The following is a 25,464-nucleotide window of genomic DNA, read 5'->3' on the forward strand; positions in this document are numbered from 1 at the left end:
AGTTGTGTATTGTCCCGTTCAGGGATTGAATGTTGCCCTCATGCAGTCATCGCCCTTTCGGGCCGGTCGACACGCAAGGAGAGGCAGGCATGCTCAACCAGTTCGCGTTTGTGCTCCCCAAGGCCATGGCCCATCCCGGGCAACTTGACCCAGGCTTTGCCGCCAATGGCAAAGCCTGGGTTCATTTCGAAGACAGCACTTCGAGCCTGATCACCGGATTGACCCTCGACCGAGCCGGGCGAATCCTGGTGGCAGCCAGGGTCGAGACGGCCCACGGCAGCCGATTCGGGCTGGCACGACTCAACCCTGACGGTTCGACCGACCCGGTTTTCGGCACCCGCGGCTGCGTGATCGACGCGTTTGACCACGGCTTCGAAGCGACGGCAGGCAAAGTAATCGAGCTGCCCGACGGGCATATCCTGCTGTCGGGCCTGCACTACGAAAACAACGAGCACACCCTGCCCGCCCTAGCACTGTTCGATCCGCAAGGCCGTGCTGTCCAGAGCTTCGGCAACGCCGGCCGGCACATCATCCGGCTCTGTGGCAATCTCTCCCAAGGCCTGCGCGATCCCTGGCTGCCGCCCGGCGTGCCAGGTCTCGAGGCCTGCGACATGCAAGTGCAGGCCGATGGCCGGATCCTTTTGCTCGCCAACCATCATTACCAATTGTCCGACCATGTCGGCGTACTGATCCGGCTCCTGCCGGACGGGGCCCTGGATACCTCATTCAATGGTCGCGGTTTCGTGATGGTCCGACGCTTGTTGAAAAATACCTGGCTCGGCTGCCTGACGCTCCAGGCTGACGGCCATATTGTCGTCGGTGGCGCCATCGACCTGCCCCAACATGGCTTGATAGCACGCTATGACAGCAGCGGCAGGCTCGATGACAGCTTCGGCGAAGAGGGCTTCCTGTCCATCCTGGCCCAGGGTCACAGCGCGATGATCAGCCAGATCGTCGAGGATGGGAACGGTGATCTGCAGGCGTTCGGCAGCAGTCGCGATCCGATGCATAGCCTGTCCCTGAAAGTACGTCCGGACGGCAAGCCGGACCGTCATTGCAATCAGGGCCAGTGCCGGCTCATGGCGATCGGGCGCAACGCCAGCCAGTGGACCGCCGCCCAGCTTCAAGCGGACGGAAAGCTGGTCACCGTCGGCGCCACCATCGGCGGTATCGAGGCCGACTTCGTGCTTGCCCGGCATTTGCCGGATGCGAGCCTCGACCCGGATTTCGGCCAGGGCAAAGGCTGGGTACGCACGCGACTCGGCTACAGTCTGGACACCGCCACCGCCGTGGCGGTGCAGGCTGACAGCAAAATCCTGGTGGGCGGCTACTCACTCCAGGGTCATTATCGAGCGGTGGTTGCGCGTTATTGGGCCTGAGTCAGATTGTCGCGGGGGAACGGTATTCATCCTACGCTTGATATTCCTCATTTCTTACGGCAAGTTGCGCGCTTCTAATTAAAAGGAGCAGCCCATGTCCGGTCCCATGGCTCAGGCTTTCGCGCATAACTTTCTGGGGAATTCCCCGCGCTGGTACAAGGCGTGCATTATTACCTTCCTGATCCTCAATGCCGTCACGCTGTGGACCCTGGGCCCAGTCGTTGCCGGTTGGATGATCGTGCTGGAATTCATCTTCACCCTGGCCATGGCCCTTAAATGCTACCCGCTGATGCCCGGCGGCTTGCTGATGGTCGAAGCCCTGGCGCTGGGCATGACCACCCCCAAGGCGCTGTATGACGAACTGCTGCATAACTTCCCGGTCATCCTGCTGCTGATGTTCATGGTGGCGGGGATCTATTTCATGAAGGACTTGCTGCTGTTCCTGTTCTCGCGCCTGCTCCTGGGTGTGCGCTCCAAGGCCATCCTGGCCTTGATGTTCTGCTTTCTCTCGGCGTTCCTGTCGGCCTTCCTCGATGCCTTGACCGTCACGGCAGTGATCATCAGCGCCGCCGTGGGCTTTTATTCGGTGTATCACCGCGTGGCGTCGGGTAACGACCCGCGCCAGGACAGCAGCGTCGACGAAGACCACGATTTGCCTTCGCTGCACCAAGGCGACCTGGAGCAGTTCCGAGCCTTCCTGCGCAGTCTGCTGATGCATGGCGCCGTCGGTACGGCGCTGGGTGGCGTCTGCACCTTGGTGGGCGAACCGCAGAACCTGCTGATCGGCCATGAGATGGGCTGGCATTTCGCTGACTTCTTCCTGAAAGTCGCGCCAGTATCGCTGCCAGTACTGGTGGCCGGACTGGTGACCTGCGTAGCGCTGGAAAAGCTGCGCTGGTTCGGTTATGGCACGCTGTTGCCGGACAATGTGCGCGCCGTGCTGGCCGATTATGCCGAGCAGGACAATCTGGAGCGCACGGCTCGTCAACGCGCGGCCCTGATCGTCCAAGGCCTTGCCGCACTGATCCTGATCGTCTGCCTGGCCCTGCACATTGCCGAAGTTGGCCTGATCGGCCTGATGATCATCGTGTTGATTACCGCCTTCACCGGCATCACCGACGAACATCGGCTGGGCAATGCATTCAAGGACGCCATGCCGTTCACGTCGCTGCTGGTGGTGTTCTTTGCGGTGGTGGCGGTCATTCACGACCAGCAACTGTTCACGCCGCTGATCCAATGGGTCCTGGCCCTGCCCGCCGACCAGCAGCCTGGCATGCTGTTTATCGCCAACGGCCTGCTCTCGGCCATCAGCGACAACGTGTTCGTGGCGACCATCTACATCACCGAGGTCAAACAGGCCTTCGTCTCCGGTCACATGAGCCGCGAACAGTTCGAGACCCTGGCGGTGGCTATCAACACCGGCACCAACCTGCCGAGCGTCGCCACACCCAACGGCCAGGCGGCTTTCCTGTTCCTGCTGACCTCGGCGATTGCGCCGCTGATTCGCCTGTCCTATGGCCGGATGGTCTGGATGGCATTGCCCTACACCGTGGTGATGGGTGGTTTGGGGTGGTATGGGGTGACGTACTGGTTGTAGAAATACTGCTGAGAAGAAGCAAACCAGTGGCGAGGGAGCTTGCTCCCGCTGGGCTGCGCAGCAGCCCCAAGAAAGCACTGACACCCGCGGCGTGTCAGGCGAAGACAGGGGGCGCTACGCGCCCCAGCGGGAGCAAGCTCTCATCAAACAAAATCCATCCCCTTGTTCTCCAAAGCTTTTTAAGCCGCGACCAATCGAACACCCAGCTTTGTAGCCTTACGCTGTAAGGCTCTAAGCTGACGATCACGACTTTTGGCCTCGTACTCGTCCATATCCTGCGCCACGTAAGGCTGTCCCTTGGTCAGCATGGCGTAGATCAGGCGGGCCAGCTGGTGAGCCGTAGCCTTAATGGCGCAGGCCGTATCCATGCGAGCCAATCGGGCGCGGTGACTGGCACCGATAAAACTTTTATCGGTGCGGGCGCTAGAGGCCGCCTGCTTCAACGCTTGTGCCGCCCGGTTAAATACCTTGGGGACATGACCGGGCAAGGGTTTTCCCCCCGATATTCGGGTTGAGGGCGCTACCCCCAACCAAGAACTGAAATGTTGCTCAGTCGGAAAACGCGACAAATCAGGTCCGACTTCGCTCGCCAGAACCAAGGCAGATTCGATTCCGATGGTGGGAATCGCGGTCAGGTCCACGCCCATGATTCTCACAAGTGCCTGGTGCAAGCTGGCCTGTTCATCTGCCGAGCGATGCGGGCTACGCAGTGGCTTGGTGGGTTGCGGGGGCTCATGGTTCAGCACTGGGAGTCGATCAAGTGCCTGAGTGATGGCCTGATCACATTCGGCAATCTGCTTCTCAAGGAAATCATGAGCAGCCACCTCCTGAGCCAAAGCATGCAGATGCTCGACTCGCCAGTTACCGTGCAGGCTGCGGGCAATGGTTTGGTGATCGGCCTTGATACGGCCGTCTCGGAAGTTGGCCAAGACTTGAGGGTCACGCTCGCCATCGATGATGGCCTTGATGATTTTCATCCCTGTCACGCCAGCAATATTGCTGATGACATTGGCTAACTGAATATTCATCTGCGTCAGGGCTTTTTGCATGCGGTTGATGGTCTTGGCTTGATCACGAACCTTCATGGCCCGCTGGCGAACCAATGATCGCATCGAGCAAATATCATCAGCGGGTCGGAAAGCACCTCTGAGTAAGCCATGGGTCATGAGTTGCCAGATCCACTGGCAATCCAGAACATCGGATTTACGCCCGCTTATCTGACGAGTTGCACGGGAGTTGACCAGGTACACCTCAAAGCCCCTTGAATCGAGAAGCTCGAACAGGGGTATCCAGTAAACGCCAGTGGCCTCCATCGCCACGACCTTGATTTTCAGCGATTCCAGCCATTCGGCCAGCCTCACCAAATCCTCAGTGAAGGCCGGAAAACAGCGAACAGGCTTGTCGCTTTGATCGGGATTGACGCCAACCCAGTGCTCGCGGCTGCCGATATCGATACCGGCACAATGAGGGTGAATCACTTCAAATCGTTTCTGCTGCTTCTTGCGCGCCATGACAATTCCTCGCAGGATTGAATGGCGCGCGGGGAACACGGTGGCGAACGGATTCACTCTCTCATACGTGGTCACAGCTTGCTGTGCCTACAACGACTCCACGCCGATACCGTGCCGGCCACTCTCCCTCGCGGGTGCGGACACACCAGTGATAGCTACGGCCTCTTTCCCCGCGCGCACCCAATCTTAAGCCGAGCACTTGTTTGCTGCGCGACAGCGCAGCGTCGGCGACGCGGCGGGGACTCCCTCGCCACAAAGACCCGGACAGCTTATTACAGGAGGATGTACCGCTCGATCGCCAAGGCCGCGCCGTCTTCGGTCACGGCGGCGGTCACGACATCGGCCTGGCGCCTGATCGCCTCTTCCGCCTGCCCCATGGCAATCGACAATCCCGCCCGGTGAAACATCGCCGGGTCATTGCCGCCGTCCCCCATCGCTGCGGTCTGCTCCAGCGGCACACCCAGAAACTCGGCCAGCGTCGACAACGCCTCGCCCTTGTTCGCTTTCATCGCCGTCACGTCCAGGTAGATCGGTTGCGAACGCGACACCTGGGCCTGGCCCTTGAGCAGCGGGTGCAGCCGAGCCTCCAGTTCCACCAGCAGGTCGGTGTTGGCGCTGGTGGCGACGATCTTGTCGATCCGCTCCAGATACGGCTCGAAACTCTCGACTTCTACCGGCGGATAGCCCAGGCCGCGGGTCTCCACCGGCACCATCGGGCCGTTGGCGTCGCGCACCAGCCAATCGCCATTGGCGAAAACCCAGACCTCGATGCCAGGCTGATCGGCGTACAGCGCCAGCGTGGCCAGCGCGGCCTCGGGCGGCAGGTAATGGACCGCAAGGAAGCTGCCGTCGGGATGAACCAGCGTGCCACCGTTGAACGCCGCCGTAGGCAGGTCGACGCCCAGGGCCTCGATCTGCTGCAACATGGCCCGCGGCGGTCGCCCTGTGGCGAGGCTGAACAGCACGCCGGCCTCACGCAACGAGCGAACCGCTTCAATGGTGCGCTGGTTGAGACTGTGATCAGGCAGCAGCAGCGTGCCGTCCATGTCGCTGAGTAAAAATCGGATGGGATGCTTCACCAGATTACTCATCCGAGGCCATGCCAGACGCGACTGTCGCGGGTCAGCAAGTCATCGGCCGCCGCCGGGCCATCTTCCCCGGCCTTGTAGGGCTGGACCGTCGCGTCCTGTTGCCAGGCATCGAGGAACGGCTGCACGGCGCGCCAGCCGTTTTCGATGTTGTCGGCGCGCTGGAACAGGGTCTGGTCGCCAGTCAGGCAATCGTAGATCAGGGTCTCGTAACCCGTGGATGGCTGCATTTCGAAGAAATCCTTGTAGGCAAAGCCCAATTCGATATTGGCCATGTCGAGGGCCGGCCCCGGGCGCTTGGCCAGCAGGTCGAACCACATGCCTTCATTGGGCTGAATCTGGATTCTCAAGTACGTCGGTTGCAGTTCGTCGACTTCGGTGTCGCGAAACTGCGCGTAAGGCGCCGGCTTGAAGCAGATGACGATCTCCGTGTCCCGCACGCTCATGCGCTTGCCAGTGCGCAGGTAAAACGGCACGCCCACCCAACGCCAATTATCGATCATGACCTTGAGGGCGACGTAGGTCTCGGTGCTGCTGTCGGCAGCGACGTTGGCTTCCTGGCGATAACCGGTCACGGCCTTGCCGCCGATTTCACCGGCGGTGTATTGGCCGCGGATCGAGTTGGCGCGGGCCTGTTCCACCGACCAGGGCCGGATCGCCCCGACGACCTTGGCCTTTTCCCCACGTACCGCGTCAGCACCAAACGCCGCTGGCGGCTCCATGGCCACCATCGCCAGCAATTGGAAAAGATGGTTCGGCACCATGTCCCGCAGGGCGCCGGTGTGTTCATAAAAACTGCCACGGGTTTCCACGCCGACGGTTTCGGCGGCGGTGATTTGTACGTGGTCGATGTAGTGGTTGTTCCAGAACGCCTCGAACAGGCTGTTGGAGAACCGACTGACCAGAATGTTCTGCACCGTCTCCTTGCCCAGGTAATGGTCGATGCGATAGATCTGTTTCTCGCTCATGACCTTGAGCAGGCACGCGTTCAGCGCTTCGGCGGTTTGCAGGTCGGAACCGAAGGGTTTTTCGATCACCACCCGCCGGAAAGCCCCCTCCTGCTCCTGAAGCAGCCCGGCCGCACCGAGGCGGCTGACCACTTCACTGAAAAAGCGCGGCGCGGTCGCCAGGTAGAAGACCGCGTTGCCGGTGCCGCTGGCGGCGATTTTTGCCGCCAGTGCCTGGTAGGTGCCGTCATCGAGAAAATCACCCTGGACGTAGCTGATGCCCTGGGCCAGCTTGGCCCACAGCACCGGGTCGAGCGCGCGGTCGGCATCACCGCCCTTGCTCGCCGCTTCGTTGCGGATGAAATCCTCGAGTTTCTTGGCAAAATCCACATCGCTGATGGCGTTGTGGTCAACCCCGATGATGCGCAGCCCATCGCCCAGCAGACCGTCGCGACTGAGGTGGTATAGCGCCGGCATCAGCAGGCGCTTGACCAGATCACCATGGGCGCCGAACAAAAACAACGTGGTCGGCGGCGCGGGTTCTGCCTTGGATTTGCTGGCGATCGAGGTCATTTTTTCGGCGTCTCCACGTGGCCGCCAAAGCCGAAGCGCATGGCCGAGAGCATTTTGTCGCCGTAGGTGCTTTGCTGGCGCGAGCGGAAACGGGCGAACAGCGAACTGGACAGGACCGGCACCGGCACCGCTTGCTCGATGGCGGCCTCGATGGTCCAGCGCCCTTCACCGCTGTCAGCGACTTCGCCGGAAAAACCCTCCAGTTTCGGATCGCTGGCCAAGGCGTCGGCGGTCAAGTCCAGCAGCCAGGACGAGACCACGCTGCCACGGCGCCAGACTTCGGCGATATCGGCCACGTTCAGGTCAAAACGCTGCTCCGGTGGCAGGCTTTCGCTGGATTTGGTCTTGAGGATGTCGAAGCCTTCGGCGAAGGCCTGCATCATGCCGTACTCGATGCCATTGTGGATCATCTTCACGAAATGCCCGGCACCGGCCGGGCCTGCGTGGATGTAGCCGCGTTCGGCGCGGTCATCGTCGGATGTGCGGTCACGGGTGCGCGGAATGTCGCCCATGCCCGGTGCCAGGCTGTCGAACAGCGGGTCCAGGCGCTTCACCACCTCGGCCTCACCGCCAATCATCATGCAGTAGCCGCGCTCCAGGCCCCAGACACCGCCGGAAGTACCGACATCGATGTAGCTCAGGCCTTTTTCCGACAGGGCCTGGGCGCGACGGATGTCATCCTTGTAGTACGTGTTGCCACCATCAATGATCACGTCGCCCGGCTCAAGCAGCTCGCTGAGGACGTTGATGGTGTCTTCGGTGGGTGCGCCGGCCGGCAGCATGACCCAGACCGCTCGTGGCTTGTCCAGGCCGGCGACCAGTGCCGGCAGGTCCACGACGCCCGTGGCGCCCTCCTGGCTCAGGTTTTCGACAAAAGCGGTATTGCGGTCATAGACGACGGTGGTGTGCCCATTGAGCATCAGGCGCCGCGCAATATTGCCGCCCATGCGGCCCAGTCCAATGATCCCGAGTTGCATGTGCTGATGCTCCCTACTACAAATAAAGGTGTGTCAAAGGTTTAGCTCAAGGTGACTTGTGGAGGTTAGTCCAGAGCATTGCTGCATAGTTTCCGGGTAAATCGCCCGATCACAAAGGATAACGTTCAAAAACCGGCCGAAGACACGGCGACCATGAAAAATAAAAAAGTTCCATTCACGAGCAAAAGTATTCAGAATCGGCGCCGATAAAGAGGTGTCGACCAAAAAAACTGGCGACATCTCTCTAGTTGATGTACGCCATTTGCGAGGTGAGCAATGGGCCCAGTCGTTACCGCACGTCCCCCCCAAACCCTTTATGTGACCATTCGTCGCGATGAATTGCGCCTACTCAAGGAAGAACGCGATCTACTGCTTGATGAAGTGACGCAACTGCGCATGCAGCTGCAACACGCACAGCTGTCCCACCAGAGCCAGTCCCTGGCTCGGTAACCGCCCCAGAGGGTAGGAGCTGGCGAAGCCTGCGATCTTTTGATCTTGATCTTTCGCTTGAGACTCAAGTGTCTGGGATAAGATCGCAGCCTCGTTGCACTCGACAGCTCCTACATAGCTCCTACAGGATCAAGCCCCCTGCCACAGGATGGGGCGCCTCCCGCCTGCCTTGATTGCCTGATTCACCCCCGCCTGCGTTTTGTAACCGAAAAACTAACAAAGTTTTCACAACCGGCTCGTAATACTCCCCGCCTTTAAGATTGCTCGGCGTATGCCTGCGGCCACCAGTCCGGTGCCAGCAGCTTCGTCGACAGAGGCTGGAGCGCTTGATGAGCTTGTTCAAACGCAGCAAAACGACTGCGAAAGGTTTCGACTGGGCCGGATTCGGCTGGCTGTTTCTGTTCTTCTGGTACTTCTCGGGTATCACCCAACTACTCATTCTGCTCAGTGACACCTCGGGTTTCGCCGGCTTTCGCCAAGCGTTCGTGATGAGTGCGGTGTGGCTGGCGCCCCTGCTGCTCTTCCCTGCCCGTACGCGCTTGCTGGCGGCATTGATCGGCGTGGTGCTGTGGGCCTGCTCCATGGCCAGCCTGGGCTACTTCTTCATTTACCAGCAAGAATTTTCCCAAAGCGTCATCTTCATCATGTTCGAATCGAACGTGTCTGAAGCCGGCGAGTACCTGACCCAGTATTTTGCCTGGTGGATGGTGGCGGCGTTCCTGGCCCATACCGCCGTGGGTTATTGGCTCTGGACCCGCCTGCGCCCGGTGTACCTGCCCCGGCGCCAGGCCGTGGTTGTCGCAACCGTCATCGTGCTCGCCGTGGTCGGTTATCCGCTGGTCAAGCAGACCCTGCGCACCGGCAGCTTCGCCCGTGGCCTGGAGAAGTTCGAAAACCGGATCGAGCCGGCGGTGCCCTGGCAGATGCTGGTGGCCTACCGTCGCTATGGTGAGCAGTTGGAAAACATGCAAGGCATGCTCCACAGCGCCAGCAAGATCCCTCCCCTGAGCAACCTCAAGGACGGCATGGCAGAACAGCCGGCCACCCTGGTGCTGGTGATCGGCGAATCCACCAATCGGCAGCGCATGAGCCTCTACGGTTACCCGCGGGAAACCACACCGGAGCTGGATAAGCTCAAGGACCAGCTGTCGGTGTTCGACAATGTCATCACCCCGCGCCCCTATACCATCGAAGCACTGCAACAGGTGCTGACCTTCGCCGACGAACAGAACCCGGACCTGTACCTGAGCACGCCTTCGCTGGTGAGCATGATGAAGCAGGCCGGCTACAAGACTTTCTGGATCACCAACCAGCAGACAATGACCAAGCGCAACACCATGCTCACGACCTTTTCCCAACAGGCCGATGAACAGGTGTACCTGAACAACAACCGCAACCAGAACTCCGCGCAGTACGATGGCGACGTGATCGAGCCGTTCAACAAGGCCCTGGCCGACAGCGCGCCGCGCAAGCTGATCGTGGTGCACCTGCTCGGCACCCACATGAGTTATCAATACCGGTACCCGCCGACGTTCAACAAGTTCACTGATCGCCAGGGCGTACCGGCGGGCCTGCGTGATGATCAGGTCCCGACCTACAACAGCTACGATAACGCGGTGTTGTACAACGACTTCGTCGTCTCCAGCCTGATCAAGGATTACGCCAGGACCGACCCCAACGGTTTCCTGCTGTACCTCTCGGACCATGGTGAAGACGTGTTCGATTCGCAGGGTCACGGCACGCTGGGCCGTAACGAAGCCAAGCCGACAGCGCCGATGTATACCATTCCCTTCATGGCCTGGGCTTCGCCCAAGTGGCGCGAAAACCATGACTGGAACTTTGCCGGCGACCTGTCACGGCCCTACAGCAGCTCGCACCTGATTCACACCTGGGCAGACCTGGCCGGCCTGAGCTTCGATGAGCTGGACCGCAGCAAGAGCCTGGTCAGCGATGACTTCAAGGCCCGTCCCCTGCTGATCGGCAATCCGTATGAAGCCCCGCGCAGGGCGCTGATCGACTTCAGCCTGATGCAGCCCAAGGCGCCCTTGGCTGAGGTGGTGCAAAAATAACCGCACCCCACCAGAAGCCCGCTTTTACAGGGGCTTGATCCAGAACTGCATAATGCCGTGGGCCGGGTCGAACATGCCGGCGGCAAAGCCGAACTTGGCGTAGCTGCCCTGGGCGACGGCATTGCCTTCAAGCACTTCCAGGGTGATCTTGCAGCAACCGCGCTGACGGGCAATGTCCTCGACCTTCTGCAGCATCTTCTGGCTCAACCCGAGGCCGCGAAATTCCGGCATGACCGCCACGTCGTGGATATTCACCAGGGGCCGGCAGGCAAAGGTTGAAAAACCTTCGAAGCAATTGACCAGCCCCGCCGGTTCTCCATTGACAAACGCCAGCACGCTGAAGGCATGGGGCCGCTTGGCCAGCTCCTCCGGCAGGTGCAGCAGTACCTCGGCCGGCAACGGATGCCCCCCACCCATCGGATCCTGCGCATAACCGTTGAGCACATGACAGATCGCTTCGGCGTGGACCGGGTTGGTGTAGCTGGCTTGCAGAACAAGGATGTCCTTGGCTTCTTCCATGACCTTCCATCTCACTTCAGTAGGACCGCGGCACAATGCCGTCGGTGGGATACAGGTCAGGCGTACTGACCAAAACGTTGCATTTGCATTTCCTGGAGGCGACTGAGCGTACGGCGAAACGGGAATTGCAGATAGCCCTCGGTGTACAACTCATCCATCGGCACCGCGGCCGAAAGACACAGCGGCACCTTGCGGTCATAACATTCATCGACCAGGGCGATGAATCGCCGCACGCCGTCGTCGTGGACCGACAACTGCGGCAACTCACGATCACCGGCCACGACCCGTTCGACGCCGTCCTCGGTGCCACGAGCAATACGCCCTTCGCGCTGTTCAGCGCTCAGACAGGGCACGTCACTGAGCAGGATGACATTGAAGCGGTCGCACAGCGCCATGAAATCCAACGCTGAAAACGGTTGCTCGCACAAGTCGGCGTAACGGCTCCACAGCACGGCATCGCTGGCCTGGACCGGTTCCAGCAGACGATGGCCCACTTCAATCGGCGCTCGGCTCGACACCTGCCCGGCGGTCAACAGGTCGAAGACATCGCCCAGCGGGTCGGGTTGCCCTGGATCGCGCAACCAGTAACGCTGCTGCAATTGGCCTGGGTGTTGGCGATGGTCTTGCCAGCCGTTCACCGGCACGATCTGCATGTGCTGCTTGATCGCGGTGATGGTCGGCAGGAAGCGCTCGCGGTTGTGGCCGTTGGCATAAAGCTCTTCCGGCGGCAGGTTGGAGGTACTCACCATCACCATGCCCAGCTCGAACATCACCTGGAACAAACGCCCGAGGATGATCGCGTCACCAATGTCGTTGACGAACAGCTCGTCGAAACACAGCACCCGTACTTCCGCGCTCAACTCCTTGGCCAGGGCCTGCAAAGGGTCCGGCGTGCCGGTGAGCTGGAACGAACGCTGGTGCACCCACGCCATGAAATGATGGAAGTGCTGACGGCGTGCCGGCACCTTGAGGCTTTCATAAAAGCGGTCCATCAGCCAGGTCTTGCCACGCCCCACCGGCCCCCAGAGATAAACGCCCTTGATCGACTTGCGCCCTTCGTGCAACGCCTGGTGGCATTGCTCCAGGGCCATGATGGCCAATTCCTGGGCCTCATCCTGGACGAAACCGCGGTGTTCGATGGCGTGCTGCCAAGCACTCAGGGGGGAGTCGAAAGTCATACGGCCCGGGTCCGGAAAACGAAGGTGGGGAGTATGCCATGGCAGCATGGGGTGATGAGTCATTCACCTGCTTGTGGACTCAACGCCGAGCCCTGTGGCGAGGGAGCTTGCTCCCGCTCGGTTGCGCAGCAACCGCAAAAACTTGGGGCCGCTGCGCAGCCCAGCGGGAGCAAGCTCCCTCGCCATAAAGGCGTTCAACTCCTGGCACAACAGCGTTCAACTCCTGGTGTAACAGCGTTGGGGCAGAGTGCTATATTGAAATATCCAACCGACTGATCTTGCCCTGCTCATCGAGCCGGAAGGTATAGCGCAGCTCCAATGGGCTGCCGGGGAATGTGCCGGAGATCAGGTTGTGCACCAGCACCTTGCCTGTGCGTTGCTGCACATCGAGAACCTCGACTCGCGGCTGGAAGCGCTGGGCGGTGTCTTCCATCCATTGGGCGATGGCCTGGGTGCCGACACGGTGTTGGCCTTCATCGAACACATTGGCGTCCTCGGCGAAGAAACGCGTCACCGCCGAACTGTCACGGGCATTGGCAGCCGCGATGTAGCCGGCGATGGCCGGGGCCAGGGAAGAGACGGGGTTGGACATGGCATGGCTCCTTGTTTTATCGATCTGGCACCATGCTAGAACAGCGCTGTGTCAGTTTTTGTCAGGAGTGAAACGCCCGGTTTCGTCCAGCTTCATCAGCGCAAACCAGTCCCGCAGCAAATCGCTGCGCCGGCCTGGATAGCGCTCGCCCTGCTCGGTGGCCGAGGCAATCCGATCGGTGCGAAAAGTCCGATAGGCGCCGCGCAATTCGCACCAGGCCACCACCACCCGCGCCTCATTGAAAAAGCCCAGGGCCAGCGGCCAGATCAGCCGTTGGCTCGGGGTCTTGTTCACGTCGGCGTAGTCGATGTGCAGCTTGGCCTGGGCGCGAATGGCCTGGCGGTAGACATTCAGTTCCACAGTATTCTGCGGATAGCCATAACCCGGCGGGCCAGGCAGCACCGTGGGGTTGCGCAACGCGTCCCGCACATCCGGGGCAAGCACCGCGGCGACCTTCGCCAGGGCATCGGCGGCCGCCTTGCCCAGCACCTCGTCGGCGCGCTGATCCACGTAGCGCAAGCCCAGCACAATGGCCTCGATTTCATCGGCGGTGAACATCAGTGGCGGCAGGAACAGGCCGCTGCGCAATACATAACCAATGCCCGCTTCGCCCTGGATCGGCGCGCCAAGGGCCGTGAGTTCGGCAATGTCGCGGTACAAGGTGCGCTCGGAGACGTTCAGTTCACCCGCCAATGTCGCGGCGGTGACTGGGCAACGCTTGCCTCGCAGGACTTGCAACAAAGTGAGCAGCCGAGTGGTACGCGACACGATGGACTGTCCGCAAAGAAAAGATGACGCAGATTAGCAGAGGCTGGTGTCAGAAACTGTCAGGAGCCCTTTGACGGATGAGTCAGTGTGGTATGAATCTGTGGAATGAGTCTTTGTGGTGTGTGAGCTTTTGTGGCGAGGGAGCTTGCTCCCGCTGGGCTGCGCAGCGACCCAAGCTGTTGCGGTTGCTGCGCAACCGAGCGGGAGCAAGCTCCCTCGCCACAAAAGCGCTCTCGCCAGGGTATCGTGCTCAATCGCTTCCGAGTTTTTTCATTCATTGAGAGTCTATCCATGCGCAGAATCCTCGGCCTTTCCGTTTTCCTGATCATGCTCAGCCTGAGCGCCTGCGCCCTCTTCCCGCACCGTGACCCGCTGAACATCAACGTGGTGGGCATCGAGCCATTGCCCAACCAGGGCTTGGAAGTGCGTTTTGCGGTGAAACTGCGTGTGCAGAACCCCAACGAAACCGCCATCGACTACAACGGCATGGCCTTGGACCTGGAGGTCAATGGTCGTACGCTGGCGACAGGGGTCAGTGACCAGGCCGGTTCGATCCCGCGCTTTTCCGAAGCGATCCTGAGTGTGCCGGTGAGCATTTCGGCGTTTTCCGTGCTGCGCCAGACCTTGGGCCTGAGCCAGACCCAAAGCCTGGACAACCTGCCCTATGTACTCAAGGGCAAGCTCGCCGGCGGCGTGTTCGGCACGATGCGCTTCGTCGACCGCGGGACCCTCGAGCTGCCAGGCTCCGCGGCGACGTGGTGAATCACGCCGTGAAGCGCACGCCGGGCTTGGCGCGTTCGTCCACCACCAGTTCGAACACGTCCGGCCTGGCGTAGTGCCCGACCACATCATAGTCATAGCGCGCCCGCACCAGATCATCGGTGTCGATTTCGGCGGTCAATAACCCTGCGGTGTCTTTCAGCGGTCCGGCGAGTACATCCCCCATGGGCCCGACTATCACACTGCCACCGGCGATCAGCGGCCGCTCGGCCGGCCAATGCGCGACGTCAATGCCCAGGGACTGCGGCGACGCCTGGACCTGACAGGCGCTGACCACAAAACAGCGCCCTTCGTGAGCGATATGGCGCATGGTCACCTGCCACATCTCCCGCTCATCAACGGTCGGTGCGCACCAGACTTCCACGCCCTTGGCGTACATCGCGGTGCGCAGCAGCGGCATCATGTTCTCCCAGCACACCGCCGCGCCAACCCGGCCGACCTGGCTGTCGATTACCGGCAAGGTCGAACCATCGCCCTTGCCCCAGATCAGTCGCTCGGTGCCGGTGGGCATCAACTTGCGGTGCCGGGCCACAAGGCCTGCATCGGGTTCGAAATACAGCGCGGTGCAGTACAGGGTGCTACCGACACGCTCGATGACGCCCAGCACCAGGCTCGCCCCGGTGCGCGCCGACAGCCCGGCCAGCGCTTCGGTTTCCACGCCGGGCACGTCAATGGCGTTGGCAAAGTAGCGGGCAAACGCCTCGCGCCCCTCCGGCAATCGGTAACCCAGTTGCGTCCCGAACCCCTCGCCCTTGGGATAGCCACCCAACAGCGCTTCAGGCATGACCACCAGGCGTGCACCGGCTTGGCGAATGGCGTCTTCATAGGAAAGGATCTGCGCCAGGGTCTCGCCCTTGCCACCCGGCAACGAACCGATCTGCAGGGCAGCCACAATGGATTTGGGCATGGTTTTTCAACTCCTTGATCATCAGGTGTTGCTGATTCTCAAGCAGCGGCCGATCATGAATAAAGCCCCGAATGCTGCTAAATGATATGAGTCTCATGAATATCGCCGACATCGACCTCAACCTGCTCAAGACCTTCGAAGCCCTGCATGACGAATCCAGCGCCAGCCGCGCCGCCGTGCGCCTGGGTGTGACGCAATCGGCCATCAGCGCCGCATTGCGCAGGCTTCGCGATGTGTATGGCGATCAATTGTTCGTGCGTACGGGACGGGGGTTGGCGCCGACGTTGCGGGCCAATCAACTGAAACCGGTGATCAGCGAAGCCCTGGACAAATGTCGCCAGAGCCTGGCGATGATCGCCCCAGACGCCAGTCATTATGACGGTCGGTCGGTCATCGTCGGCCTGTCGGACGATTTCGAAATTGCCCATGGACGCCGCCTGATCGAGGAAGTGGCCCGCCGCGCGCCGGGCCTGCGCTTGATTTTCCGCCAGACCCACAGCCAGATCGTCGGCCGGGCCTTGATGGAGCGCGACTTTGACCTGGCGATCACGGCGGGCGGTTTCGCCCAACGGTTGCTCAGCCGCCAGGTGTTGGGCGAAGGCGACTACGCCTGCCTCCTGGACGCGGCGAGCCTGGCCCAAGGCCAACAAACCCTCAGCCTGGAGGCGTTCGTGGCCCGTGAGCATCTGCTGGTGTCTTCGGGGGGCTTCATCGGCATCACCGACGAAGGGCTGGCCGGGCTTGGCCTGAGTCGGCGCGTCTGTGCCTCGACCACGCATTTTGCCGGGTTGCCGTTCCTGCTCAAGGGCAGCCAGGCCGTGGCGACGATTCCGACCCACGCCGCCCGAGCCATCGCCGACCTCAGCGGCCTGGCCTTGCTGCCCTGCCCCCTGGCCTTGCCCCGCTACCCCATCGAACTGGGCTGGCGAACCCACACGCAGATGGACCCAGCGGTGATCAAGGTGCGCGAGGCCATTACCGCGACGTTCGCCTGAGGCTTACTTGTTGGCGGCCATCAGGCGATTGACTTCACTGCGCACCATGTTGGCGTATTCCGGCGGGGACATGCCGTCCAGTTCGGCACGCACCCACTCGGCCCACTTGCCCTTGCGCTTGGAGCGCTCGCCGAACAGGCGGGCGGCATCGCCCTTGGCCTTGCCCAAATTGTTTTGCCACAGTTCAAAGAGTCGGGATTTTTCGTCTTCCAGCGCGGCGCGCTCGGCCAGGGGCTTGTCAGCCAGATTGAAGCTCATGGGAATTACCTGTTGCGTAAATAGGCGCCATCTTACACCTTGCAGGGAAACGTCTTAACCACGATTTGCGATGGAATGCCCTGCCAGGGCCGCGCGCTGCAACTTTTGTGCAAGCGCAACACTCCATTGTTCAATGCCATCATCCACAAGGAGCATTTCCATGGCCCGTAAAGGCACCGTGCAAACGAACGGAGAGCAAATCAAGGATCAGGCCTTCAGCGAACTGAAGGCATTGATTGAAGAATCGGAGAAGCTGCTCAAAAGCAGTGCCTCGCTGGTGGGCGAAGAAGCCGAAAACCTGCGCGGCCAGGTCTCCCAGAAACTGCAACAGGCCCTCGATTCGGTCGCCAGCGCCCGGGAGCGCACCCGTCCGATGGTCGATGCCACCGAGGTCTACATTGGCGGCCACCCCTGGCAGACCGTGGCGATTTCCGCTGGGTTCGGGCTGGTGGTGGGCTTGCTGTTGGGGCGGCGTTAAACCACATCCTCTGCAGGAGTTGTAAGGGGTTAACAACTGTGGGAGCGAGCTTGCTCGCGATGGCGGTGTGCCAGGCAACATCAATGCTGCTGGGCCGCCGCTATCGCGAGCAAGCTCGCTCCCACAGGGGGTATGCAGTTCTTGCGTTAAGCCACAGGCCCCGCCCGCAGGATCGACGCATCCTCCCCGCGATACAACGCCTCCACCTTCTCCGCCCGCCACTGCAACACCGCCCGCTGGTTGATCGAGCCCTTGTCGGTGATTTCACCGCGGTCGATGGAGGCCGGCTCATCAAGCAAGGCAATCCATTCCACGCGACTGGCGTTGCCACTGGCTTCGCGGTTCAGGCGCTGCAGCCAGTCGGCGAACCATCGGCGTACCGGCGGGCTGGCAAGTACCTGGGCATCGCTAGCCACCGCCCCCAGGCCTGACAGGCGTCGGCATTCCGCAAGGCGTGGAAACACCAGTGCGCCCAGGCACTCGCGATCCGGTGCGGTGATCACCAGGTCCTGGACATAGGGCGTGCCTTCCAGCACCGCTCGGTTGCGCAACGGGCCGACGCTGACGAACACCCCGGAGGACAATTTGAAATCCTCGGCGATCCGTCCATCGAACATCAGCCCCAGCTGCGGATTGCTGGCATCGGCCAACTTGATCGCATCCCCGGAACAATAAAAACCGTCCTCGTCGAACACGTCAGCGGTCTGCTGCGGCGAGCGCCAGTAGCCAGGCATGATGTGCGGCCCGCGAAAGCGCCCTTCGAACTTGCCGTCCACCGGCACCAGCCGGACTTCGCAACCAGGCGCCGGTAGGCCAATGTAGCCGGCCATGGACAAGGGCCCGGTGGTGAAGGTGCAGGACGGCGACGCCTCGGTCATGCCCAGGCCGGCCATCATGCGGATACGTTCGCCGCAATGCTGCTCGGCGACCTTGTCGAGCCGGTCCCAGGTCGTTTGCGACAGGCCCGCCGCGGCAAAGAAGAACAGGCTGATACGCTTGAAGAAACGCTCGCGCAATTCACCGTCCTGCTCCAGGGCGCTGACCAATTCCTCCCAGCCCTTGGGCACGGTCAGGTAGGCCGTCGGCGAAATTTCCTTGAGGTTGCGCAGGGTCTCGGCAAAGCCCTGGGCGGTGGGTTTACCGTCGTCCAGGTAGAACGTGCCGCCGTTGTACAGCACAATGCCGAGGTTGTGGCTGCCACCGAATGTGTGGTTCCACGGCAGCCAGTCCACCAGCACCGGCGGCGTCTCGCCGAACACTGGAAAGGTCTGCAGCAGCATCTGCTGATTGGCGCACAGCATGCGTTGGGTGGTGATCACCGCCTTGGGCAGCTTGGTGGAGCCCGAGGTAAACAGGAACTTGGCAATGCTGTCCGGCCCGGTGGCGGCGAACGCCTGCTCGGCTTCAATGCCGCCGGGTTGGGCCAGCAGGCTGGCAAAACGGGTCCCAGGCCGGCCCGCCATCTCGCCACGCACGGTGATCAAGGGGACGTCCGCCGGCAATACGGCATTGATCGCCCGCTCGAACGGTGCGGCTTCGCTGACAAACACCAGACCCGGCTGCAACAGATCGCAGACGTGGCGCAGCTTGGCGAAATCCTGGGACAGCAATGAATAGGCCGGTGAAACCGGGCAATAGGGAATGCCGGCGTACATTGCGCCGAGGGCCATTTGCAGGTGCTCTATGTCGTTGCCGGAGAGCAACGCCAGGGGTTTTTCCGCCGACAATCCGTAACTCAGCAGGCTTTGGGCGATGGCCCGGACGCTGTCGAGCATCTGCGCATAGCTGACTCGACGCCAGTCGCCACCCGCTTCACGGGCCGCGATAAATGTCTGCTGTGGGCGCACCTCGGCCCAGTGCACCAGGCGCTCGAGCAAACGCGCCGGCAAGGGGGCCAGGGGCTCCAGGGAACGCATGTGCAAGATGCCACGCTCTTCCCGGACTTCGACGGCAGGGTGACCAATCGACACCTGGCGATAACGCCCGGCCTCGGGTCGGGAGGACGATCTGGACTCGGAACTCACGTACATTTCCTCCACCAAGGCACACTCGGGTCGCGATGCGAGCGGAGCGTGGCAGCACAGGGCTGCGGCCTTGTCATTATTATTCTGGCCTGCATCCGGGCGGCGGCCTTCATGGCCGGGCCGCCCACGATGCGACGGGTTTCAGATCGGGTAATGCCGCGGACCGCTCTGCAAGGTCACCCAACGCAATTGGGTGAAATGCTCGATGGACGCCTTGCCGCCAAAGCTGCCGTAACCGCTGGACTTGACCCCACCAAAAGGCATTTGCGCCTCGTCGTGCACGGTCGGGCCGTTGATGTGGCAAATGCCCGACTCGACCCGCTGGGCCAAGGCCAGCGCACGGCTGGTGTCGCGACTGAAGATGGCGGCCGACAGGCCAAACTCGGAATCGTTGGCCAGGCGCAGCAGTTCTTCATCGCCGTCGCCGCGCAGCAGCACCGCCACCGGCCCGAAGGACTCTTCACGGTACAGGCGCATGTGTGCGGTGACGCCGTCGAGCAAGGTCGGCTGCAGGATGCTGCCTTCCAACTGGCCACCGCTGACCAGCGTCGCGCCTTTGGCCAAGGCATCGTCGATCAGCCCCTTGATGCGCTGGCCGGCACTGGCATCGACCAACGAGCCCAGCACCGAATCGCCAGCCGCCGGATCGCCGGCACGCAAGGTGGCGATCTTGGCGGTCAACTTGGCGACGAACGCATCCGCCACGCGGGCATCGACGATCAATCGCTCGGTGGACATGCAGATCTGGCCCTGGTTGAAGTAGGCCCCGAAGGCGGCCGCTTGCACCGCTGCATCCAGGTCAGCGTCGTCCAGCACCAACAGCGGCGCCTTGCCGCCGAGCTCCAGCAACGCCGGCTTGAGATGGCGCGCCGACAGTTCGCCGACGATGCGCCCGACGTGGGTCGAGCCGGTGAAGTTCACTCGGCGCACCGCCGGGTTGGCGATCAACCGTTCGACAATGGCTGGCGCATCCGCCGGTGCATTGCAGATCACGTTGACCACGCCGTCGCCCAGCCCGGCGTCTTGGAGCACCTGGCCAATCAAGCGGTGCACCGCCGGGCTGATCTCGGAAGCCTTGAGTACCACGGTGTTACCGCAGGCCAGGGGCATGGCGATGGCGCGGGTCGCAAGAATCACCGGGGCGTTCCAGGGGGCGATGCCCAGCACCACGCCACAAGGCTGACGCAGGGCCATGGCGAAACTGCCGGGCACGTCCGAAGGAATGATTTCGCCGTTGATCTGGGTCGTCATGGACGCGGCTTCGCGCAGCATGTTCGCCGCCAGGTGCACATTGAAGCCGTACCAGTTGGCCATGGCGCCGGTCTCGCCGGCGGCGGCGATAAACTCGCCACTGCGGGCCTGCAATTGCTCGGCCGCACGCAACAGACGTGTACGGCGCTCGTTGGGCGCCAGCGCGGCCCAGGCGGGAAACGCCGCTTGGGCGGCGGCCACGGCGGCATCGGCGTCTTCCAGGGTGGCGGCAGCCACGCGAGACACCACCTCACCCGTCACCGGGTTGCAGCGTTCAAAGGTCCGGCCATCGCGGGCCGGGCACGACTGGCCGCCAATCAACAGGGGCACGTCCAGCATGGTGATTCCTCTTTAATTGTCTTTATCGGGAACACATTGCAGCGATGTAACAGTAGCGTCAGGGCGACGCAGCGAACAGCGGGATGCGGCCCACCGTTCGCCGGTCGATTCAGCGCTTATAGGTTTGCAGGCCCGGCTTGATGCTCTTGTCGTCCAGGAACTGTTTCATGCCCTGCTCGCGGCCACCCTCGGTGTCGAGCAGGCGCGACTGGTCGAGCTTGGCGTACAGGTAATCCTCGTTCTGCTCCCAGGTCAGTTCGCGGCAGCGCTTGAAGCCATGTTTGGCGGCCCGCAGCACCACCGGGTTTTTCTCCAGCAGGTTGCGCGCCAGTTCCACGGTGACTTCGCGCAGCTGCGCCAGGGGCACGCTTTCATTGACCAAGCCCATCTCGGCGGCTTTCTGCCCGCCGAAGGTCTTGCCGGTCATGATGTAGTAGAGCGATTGGCGATGGCCCACGGTATCGGCCATGGCCTTGCTGACCAGGTTGCCCGGCGGGATGCCCCAGTTGATTTCCGAGAGACCGAAGGTCGCTTCGTCGGCGCAGATCGCCAGGTCGCACGCCACCAACGGGCTGAAACCACCACCGAAGCACCAGCCATTGACCATGGCGATGGTCGGCTTGGCGTACATGCGCAACAGTTTCCACTGCCACTGCGACGCTTCGCGACGGATCTTTTCCTGGAGGATTTCCGGCCCGGCATCCACTTCGCGGAAGTATTCCTTGAGGTCCATGCCGGCAGTCCACGCATCACCGGCGCCAGTCAGCACCAATACGCCGGCGGCTGGATCCTGCTCCAGGGTCTCGAGCACGTCGATCATCTCGCGATTGAGGGTCGGGCTCATGGCGTTGCGTTTTTCCGGGCGGTTGAGGGTGACCCAAGCGATGCCCTCTTCGATATCGACCTTGACCGTTTTCCAGCGACCTTCGTAATTGCTCATGATGCGGGCTCTCTTGTTCTTGGCTGAAGATGATCAAAAACTAAACCGGAAAATTAGTTATGTCAATTAACTATTAATCGATTTACCTGTATTTTTCAGAGGCTGGGTTGAAGATTTAAAAAACTGAATGTACCCAAGCCCATAGCCAGCGCGCCGCAACCTCGGCAAACTGGATAGCCTTATTAATCACTTACTTTGAGGAAGCTCACTTCGATGGCCAAGTCTTCCAAGCTTGCCGAACCCGCCGAGCCCCTGGTCGCCGGTACCGACGCGCAGGCACCGCTGGACTCCGCGCTGGACGACCTGATCGGCTATGCCCTGCGTCGCGCCCAGTTGAAACTGTTCCAGAACCTGATCGGCCGGCTCGCCGTCCACGACCTGCGCCCCGCCCAGTTCTCGGCCCTGGCGATCATCGACCAGAATCCCGGCCTGATGCAGGCCGACCTGGCCAAGGCCCTGGCGATCGAACCACCCCAGGTGGTGCCGCTGCTGAACAAACTGGAAAGCCGCGCCCTGGCCGTGCGTGTACGCTGCAAACCGGACAAGCGCTCGTATGGGATTTTCCTGAGCAAGACCGGCGAAACCCTGCTCAAGGAACTCAAGCACATCGCTGCCCAGAGCGACCTTGATTCCACCACGACCCTCTCAGCGGCTGAGCGTGAGGAATTGCTGCGGTTGTTGAAGAAGGTTTATCAGTAAGGAACACCGCTCCCCCCTGTGGCGAGGGAGCTTGCTCCCGCTGGGCTGCGCAGCAGCCCCCAGGCTATCCAATGCGGTGCGTCAGGCTGACCGAGTCGACGATTTTTGGGTCGCTGCGCAACCCAGCGGGAGCAAGCTCCCTCGCCACGAGAGCACTGCGTCGCACCCCAATGCATCACCAGATCGGCACGCTGTACGTCACCAGGAACCGGGTCTGGTTTTCATCGCGAAACGCCGCCGTACCCGGGAAGTCGTTGCGGTAGATCGATTTGCGCGCCAGCAGCCCGACGTTTTTCAGTGGGCCGCTCTGGACCACATACCCCAGCTCCATCTGGAACTCGCGCTCCTTGCGATCCTCGGCATTGAGGGCCGCCAGCTCGATGTGGTCACCACGCACATAACGCAATCGGCTCCTCAGGCCCGGCACGCCCACGGCAGCGAAATCGTAGTCATGAATGGCCTGCCAGGTGCGTTCCTTGGCATTGAGGAAATCCGAGCTCATGGTCATTTCGCTCAAGCCCATCAGCTCGGTGCCGGACACATACGGCGTGGCCGTATCGCCACTGGCGTGCATGTAGCCCAGGCTGACGCGATGCCCCCCCAGGCGATAACCGACCAGCGCCGAAACGTTGCGGTTATCCACCTTGCCCGCCTTGGCCGCGCCGTCTTCATCACTGAAAAAGCTGCGCAGGTCGGTGGTTAGCACACCGTCGCCCAATGGCAGGTTGTGCAGCAATGCCAGGGTATTCTGTTGGTACAGATCCGCGACTTCGGCGTGGTAGGCCCGCAGGCTGAGGTCTTTGTTGACCTGGTAGTCGCCGCCCACATAGGCCATATGGGATGAAGTCGCCGCACCGTTGAAACGACGATTGGGCGAGGCGATGCTCATGGGCTGGTAATCGGTGGAATCGCGCCGGGCGATGCGGTCGATGTAACCCGTGTTCAACACCAAACCGTCGAAATCCTTGGAGCTGAGGGTCGTACCGCGAAAGGTCTGAGGCAACAGCCGCGACGGGCTGGCGAAGGCAAACGGCAGGAAAATCGACACGTCGCCGGTCTTCACTGTGGTTTGCGCGAAACGCAGCTTGCCGGTCACGCCCAGGCGCGAATACTCATCCGCCGCGCGCTTGTCGCTGCTCGACACAGGCAGCAGTTCAGTACCGCTTCGGTCCGGCGACGAGTCGAGCTTGATGCCCAGCAATCCCCTCACGTCGAGGCCGAACCCGACCGTGCCTGGGGTAAACCCCGACTCGACGTTCATGAACACGCCTTGGGCCCATTCCCTGGCAGCGGTCTTGGCGCCGTCGTCCTTGTAGTCGCGGTCCATGTAGTAGTTGCGCAAGGTCAGGGTGCCGTGGCTGTCGTCGATGACGCCTTCCGCCCACGAGACCGGAGAACCCAGGCTCAATCCGAGACAGGCCAGCAGAGGGACAAGGGATGAAACAGGGCGCGCCTTCAGCGCATCCCGGGCAAGGTTTGGCATGTTTGGTGTCCATTTATTGTTTTTGTTTTGATCGGCCCAACCTTGGCGATGGGGGCCGCGCGGACAAAGAATGGAAACGGTACGGGCGCTTCGTCAATCCAGAATGACCGATAATCGAACATTAATATAATTAACTAATTTACTAATTCGTTTGAGGATTCTGGCCAAACCTCTGATTTACATCATGAACTGGTCGATTGTTGACGTCCTGTCCGCACCCTTCATTTTTTAGTTAGCTTTGTTAATCTTAAATGCACTCACCGGTTTTCCTTCGAGCCGGTGTTCCCTCACAAAAACAATAAGAGGATTTGCCATGGACCGTCCGGCGCGTCGTGCGACGCTGACCATCGCCTTGTGTTTCATCGTTGCGTTGATCGAGGGTTTCGACCTGCAGTCAGCCGGCACCGCCGCCGCAGGGTTGCGACAGACGTTTGCCCTCGACCCGAAAATGATGGGCTGGGTGTTCAGCGCCGGCATCATCGGGTTGTTGCCGGGAGCTTTCTTCGGTGGCTGGATCGCTGATCGCATCGGTCGCAAGAAAATCCTCATCGCCGCAGTCTTGCTGTTCGGCGTGTTTTCCCTCAGCACCGCTTATGTCGAACATTTCTCCAGCCTGTTGCTGGTGCGCTTCATGACCGGCCTGGGTCTTGGGGCCGCCCTGCCCAACCTCATTGCCCTGTGTGCCGAAGCCGTGGGCGAGCAGCGCCGGGGCACGGCCATCAGCGTGATGTACGCGGGGGTGCCGTTGGGTGGTGCGTTGGCCGCCGTGGTCGCCATGCTGTTTGGCGAGCACTGGCAGATGACGTTTTTTATCGGTGGGTTGGCACCCTTGCTGGTGGTCCCGTTGATGCTCCTGTGGCTTCCCGAATCCAGCGCCTTTCGCCAGGCACAGGGTGACAGCGGCTCCTCGCGCGATTCCACCGCCCAGGCGCTGTTCGGTGAAGGTCGCGGTCGTACTACCTTGGCGCTGTGGCTGAGCTACTTCTTCACCCTGACGGTGATGTACATGTTGCTCAACTGGCTGCCTTCGTTGTTGCTGGAACAGGGCTTCAGCAAACCCCAGGCCGGCCTGGTGCAGATGCTCTTCAACATTGGCGGAGCCCTTGGCTCGTTGCTGGGCGGCCTGTTGCTGGACCGTTGCAATGGGGTCAAGGTGGTACTGTTTGTCTATGCTGGTCTGCTGAGCGCCCTGGCCGGGGTCGGGTTGTCCGTTGGTATCGTGCCAATGGCCATCGCCGGGTTTGCCGCCGGGTTGTTTGTCATGGCTGCGCAGTTGGTTCTCTATGCGTTGGCACCGCCCTCCTATCCTACGGCGGTGCGTGCGACGGGGGTGGGTGCCGCGGTGGCCATCGGGCGCCTGGGGTCGGTTGCCGGGCCTCTCGCCGCTGGGCAGATCCTGGCGGCCGGGGGCGGGACCACGGCTGTATTGCTGGCGACTTCGCCTGGGTTGGTGGTTGCGACGTTGGCTGTTCTTAGTGTGGTTCGTTATTCGGCTGGGCCGGGGTTGGGTGCGGCGAAATCGGTTGTTTGACTTGGTGTGAATATCCGTTGCTGCGGTAACGGCCGCTTATGGTTTCGCCGTGACGGCGGGTCGTCCCCCATCAGATATCAGATCTGTGGAAGCAAAGCTTGCTCGCGATGGCGGTGGCTCGGTCAATGAAG

The 25,464-nt window shown here is 61.5% G+C and carries 23 protein-coding genes; 9 read left to right on the top strand and 14 right to left on the bottom strand.

Going from position 1 to position 25,464, the window contains the following annotated elements; all coding sequences use genetic code 11:
- The first annotated feature begins 89 nt into the window (after positions 1–89).
- Both ACLH0I_RS16450 and nhaB read left to right on the top strand, forming a co-directional pair.
- Positions 90–1,379: a hypothetical protein gene (locus tag ACLH0I_RS16450; protein ID WP_411384781.1), complete on the top strand. Its 1,290-nt coding sequence runs from the start codon at positions 90–92 to the stop codon at positions 1,377–1,379.
- Positions 1,380–1,473: 94 nt separating this feature from the next.
- Positions 1,474–2,976 carry a sodium/proton antiporter NhaB gene (gene nhaB / locus ACLH0I_RS16455; protein WP_411384782.1) on the top strand — a complete coding sequence of 501 codons (1,503 nt, stop codon included), beginning with the start codon at positions 1,474–1,476 and terminating at the stop codon, positions 2,974–2,976.
- A gap of 179 nt (positions 2,977–3,155) precedes the next feature.
- Here nhaB and ACLH0I_RS16460 read toward each other — a convergent pair whose 3' ends face one another.
- The 4 genes from ACLH0I_RS16460 to gnd all read right to left on the bottom strand — a co-directional run bounded on the left by ACLH0I_RS16460 (position 3,156) and on the right by gnd (position 8,096).
- Positions 3,156–4,487 (bottom strand): IS110 family transposase, encoded by a 1,332-nt coding sequence (locus ACLH0I_RS16460; protein WP_411384783.1) that lies wholly within the window; start codon positions 4,485–4,487, stop codon positions 3,156–3,158.
- 272 nt (positions 4,488–4,759) lie between these two features.
- Positions 4,760–5,578, bottom strand: coding sequence for an HAD family hydrolase (locus ACLH0I_RS16465; protein WP_411384784.1), 819 nt, complete (start codon positions 5,576–5,578; stop codon positions 4,760–4,762).
- On the bottom strand, positions 5,575–7,095 hold the full coding sequence (gene zwf / locus ACLH0I_RS16470) for a glucose-6-phosphate dehydrogenase (protein WP_411384785.1): 1,521 nt from the start codon (positions 7,093–7,095) through the stop codon (positions 5,575–5,577). Before zwf ends, ACLH0I_RS16465 begins: the two co-directional genes overlap by 4 nt.
- Entirely contained in the window at positions 7,092–8,096 is a 1,005-nt protein-coding gene (gnd, locus tag ACLH0I_RS16475) for a phosphogluconate dehydrogenase (NAD(+)-dependent, decarboxylating) (RefSeq protein WP_411387518.1), read from the bottom strand. Before gnd ends, zwf begins: the two co-directional genes overlap by 4 nt.
- Before the next feature lie 252 nt (positions 8,097–8,348).
- Here gnd and ACLH0I_RS16480 point away from each other — a divergent pair, with 252 nt between their 5' ends.
- Both ACLH0I_RS16480 and ACLH0I_RS16485 read left to right on the top strand, forming a co-directional pair.
- Complete coding sequence (locus tag ACLH0I_RS16480; RefSeq protein WP_013693491.1) at positions 8,349–8,522, top strand: DUF6026 family protein; 174 nt, start codon at positions 8,349–8,351, stop codon at positions 8,520–8,522.
- 329 nt (positions 8,523–8,851) lie between these two features.
- Positions 8,852–10,591, top strand: coding sequence for a phosphoethanolamine transferase CptA (locus ACLH0I_RS16485; RefSeq protein ID WP_411384786.1), 1,740 nt, complete (start codon positions 8,852–8,854; stop codon positions 10,589–10,591).
- 24 nt (positions 10,592–10,615) lie between these two features.
- On the opposite strand, the gene ACLH0I_RS16490 is transcribed toward ACLH0I_RS16485, so the two are convergent.
- The 4 genes from ACLH0I_RS16490 to ACLH0I_RS16505 all read right to left on the bottom strand — a co-directional run bounded on the left by ACLH0I_RS16490 (position 10,616) and on the right by ACLH0I_RS16505 (position 13,648).
- Complete coding sequence (locus ACLH0I_RS16490) at positions 10,616–11,110, bottom strand: GNAT family N-acetyltransferase (protein ID WP_186707649.1); 495 nt, start codon at positions 11,108–11,110, stop codon at positions 10,616–10,618.
- A 56-nt stretch (positions 11,111–11,166) separates the two neighbouring features.
- A complete protein-coding gene (gene zapE, locus ACLH0I_RS16495; protein WP_411384787.1) occupies positions 11,167–12,288 on the bottom strand; it encodes a cell division protein ZapE in 1,122 nt (373 codons plus the stop codon).
- A 250-nt stretch (positions 12,289–12,538) separates the two neighbouring features.
- Positions 12,539–12,880 carry a nuclear transport factor 2 family protein gene (locus ACLH0I_RS16500; protein WP_186707647.1) on the bottom strand — a complete coding sequence of 114 codons (342 nt, stop codon included), beginning with the start codon at positions 12,878–12,880 and terminating at the stop codon, positions 12,539–12,541.
- Positions 12,881–12,931: 51 nt separating this feature from the next.
- Positions 12,932–13,648, bottom strand: a complete 717-nt coding sequence (locus tag ACLH0I_RS16505; protein WP_060742566.1) for a helix-turn-helix transcriptional regulator — start codon at positions 13,646–13,648, stop codon at positions 12,932–12,934.
- A 291-nt stretch (positions 13,649–13,939) separates the two neighbouring features.
- Between ACLH0I_RS16505 and ACLH0I_RS16510 the strand changes: the two genes are divergently transcribed.
- Positions 13,940–14,410 carry an LEA type 2 family protein gene (locus ACLH0I_RS16510; RefSeq protein ID WP_250963548.1) on the top strand — a complete coding sequence of 157 codons (471 nt, stop codon included), beginning with the start codon at positions 13,940–13,942 and terminating at the stop codon, positions 14,408–14,410.
- Between the two features lies 1 nt (position 14,411).
- Here ACLH0I_RS16510 and ACLH0I_RS16515 read toward each other — a convergent pair whose 3' ends face one another.
- On the bottom strand, positions 14,412–15,335 hold the full coding sequence (locus ACLH0I_RS16515; protein ID WP_186707645.1) for a carbon-nitrogen hydrolase family protein: 924 nt from the start codon (positions 15,333–15,335) through the stop codon (positions 14,412–14,414).
- Between the two features lie 86 nt (positions 15,336–15,421).
- On the opposite strand from ACLH0I_RS16515, the gene ACLH0I_RS16520 reads away from it, so the two are divergent.
- Complete coding sequence (locus tag ACLH0I_RS16520) at positions 15,422–16,330, top strand: LysR substrate-binding domain-containing protein (protein ID WP_411384788.1); 909 nt, start codon at positions 15,422–15,424, stop codon at positions 16,328–16,330.
- A 3-nt stretch (positions 16,331–16,333) separates the two neighbouring features.
- On the opposite strand, the gene ACLH0I_RS16525 is transcribed toward ACLH0I_RS16520, so the two are convergent.
- Positions 16,334–16,588: a hypothetical protein gene (locus ACLH0I_RS16525; protein ID WP_003181187.1), complete on the bottom strand. Its 255-nt coding sequence runs from the start codon at positions 16,586–16,588 to the stop codon at positions 16,334–16,336.
- 160 nt (positions 16,589–16,748) lie between these two features.
- Here ACLH0I_RS16525 and ACLH0I_RS16530 point away from each other — a divergent pair, with 160 nt between their 5' ends.
- Entirely contained in the window at positions 16,749–17,066 is a 318-nt protein-coding gene (locus ACLH0I_RS16530; RefSeq protein WP_186707644.1) for a YqjD family protein, read from the top strand.
- A gap of 146 nt (positions 17,067–17,212) precedes the next feature.
- On the opposite strand, the gene ACLH0I_RS16535 is transcribed toward ACLH0I_RS16530, so the two are convergent.
- From ACLH0I_RS16535 to ACLH0I_RS16545, 3 genes are all read right to left on the bottom strand, one after another.
- The gene (locus ACLH0I_RS16535) at positions 17,213–19,090 is read right to left on the bottom strand and encodes a feruloyl-CoA synthase (RefSeq protein WP_411384789.1); all 1,878 of its coding nucleotides are present in this window, start codon (positions 19,088–19,090) and stop codon (positions 17,213–17,215) included.
- A 141-nt stretch (positions 19,091–19,231) separates the two neighbouring features.
- Complete coding sequence (locus ACLH0I_RS16540; protein ID WP_411384790.1) at positions 19,232–20,680, bottom strand: aldehyde dehydrogenase; 1,449 nt, start codon at positions 20,678–20,680, stop codon at positions 19,232–19,234.
- A 109-nt stretch (positions 20,681–20,789) separates the two neighbouring features.
- Positions 20,790–21,620, bottom strand: a complete 831-nt coding sequence (locus ACLH0I_RS16545) for a p-hydroxycinnamoyl CoA hydratase/lyase (RefSeq protein WP_003202420.1) — start codon at positions 21,618–21,620, stop codon at positions 20,790–20,792.
- 213 nt (positions 21,621–21,833) lie between these two features.
- On the opposite strand from ACLH0I_RS16545, the gene ACLH0I_RS16550 reads away from it, so the two are divergent.
- On the top strand, positions 21,834–22,319 hold the full coding sequence (locus ACLH0I_RS16550; protein WP_411384791.1) for a MarR family winged helix-turn-helix transcriptional regulator: 486 nt from the start codon (positions 21,834–21,836) through the stop codon (positions 22,317–22,319).
- A 175-nt stretch (positions 22,320–22,494) separates the two neighbouring features.
- On the opposite strand, the gene ACLH0I_RS16555 is transcribed toward ACLH0I_RS16550, so the two are convergent.
- The gene (locus ACLH0I_RS16555; RefSeq protein WP_411384792.1) at positions 22,495–23,802 is read right to left on the bottom strand and encodes an OprD family porin; all 1,308 of its coding nucleotides are present in this window, start codon (positions 23,800–23,802) and stop codon (positions 22,495–22,497) included.
- A gap of 313 nt (positions 23,803–24,115) precedes the next feature.
- Between ACLH0I_RS16555 and mhpT the strand changes: the two genes are divergently transcribed.
- Positions 24,116–25,333, top strand: coding sequence for a 3-(3-hydroxy-phenyl)propionate transporter MhpT (mhpT, locus tag ACLH0I_RS16560; RefSeq protein ID WP_411384793.1), 1,218 nt, complete (start codon positions 24,116–24,118; stop codon positions 25,331–25,333).
- Positions 25,334–25,464 lie beyond the last annotated feature (131 nt).

The sequence above is a fragment of the Pseudomonas sp. MPB03 genome (genome assembly GCF_046605385.1).
Classification (GTDB): Bacteria; Pseudomonadota; Gammaproteobacteria; order Pseudomonadales; family Pseudomonadaceae; genus Aquipseudomonas; species Aquipseudomonas zanjanensis.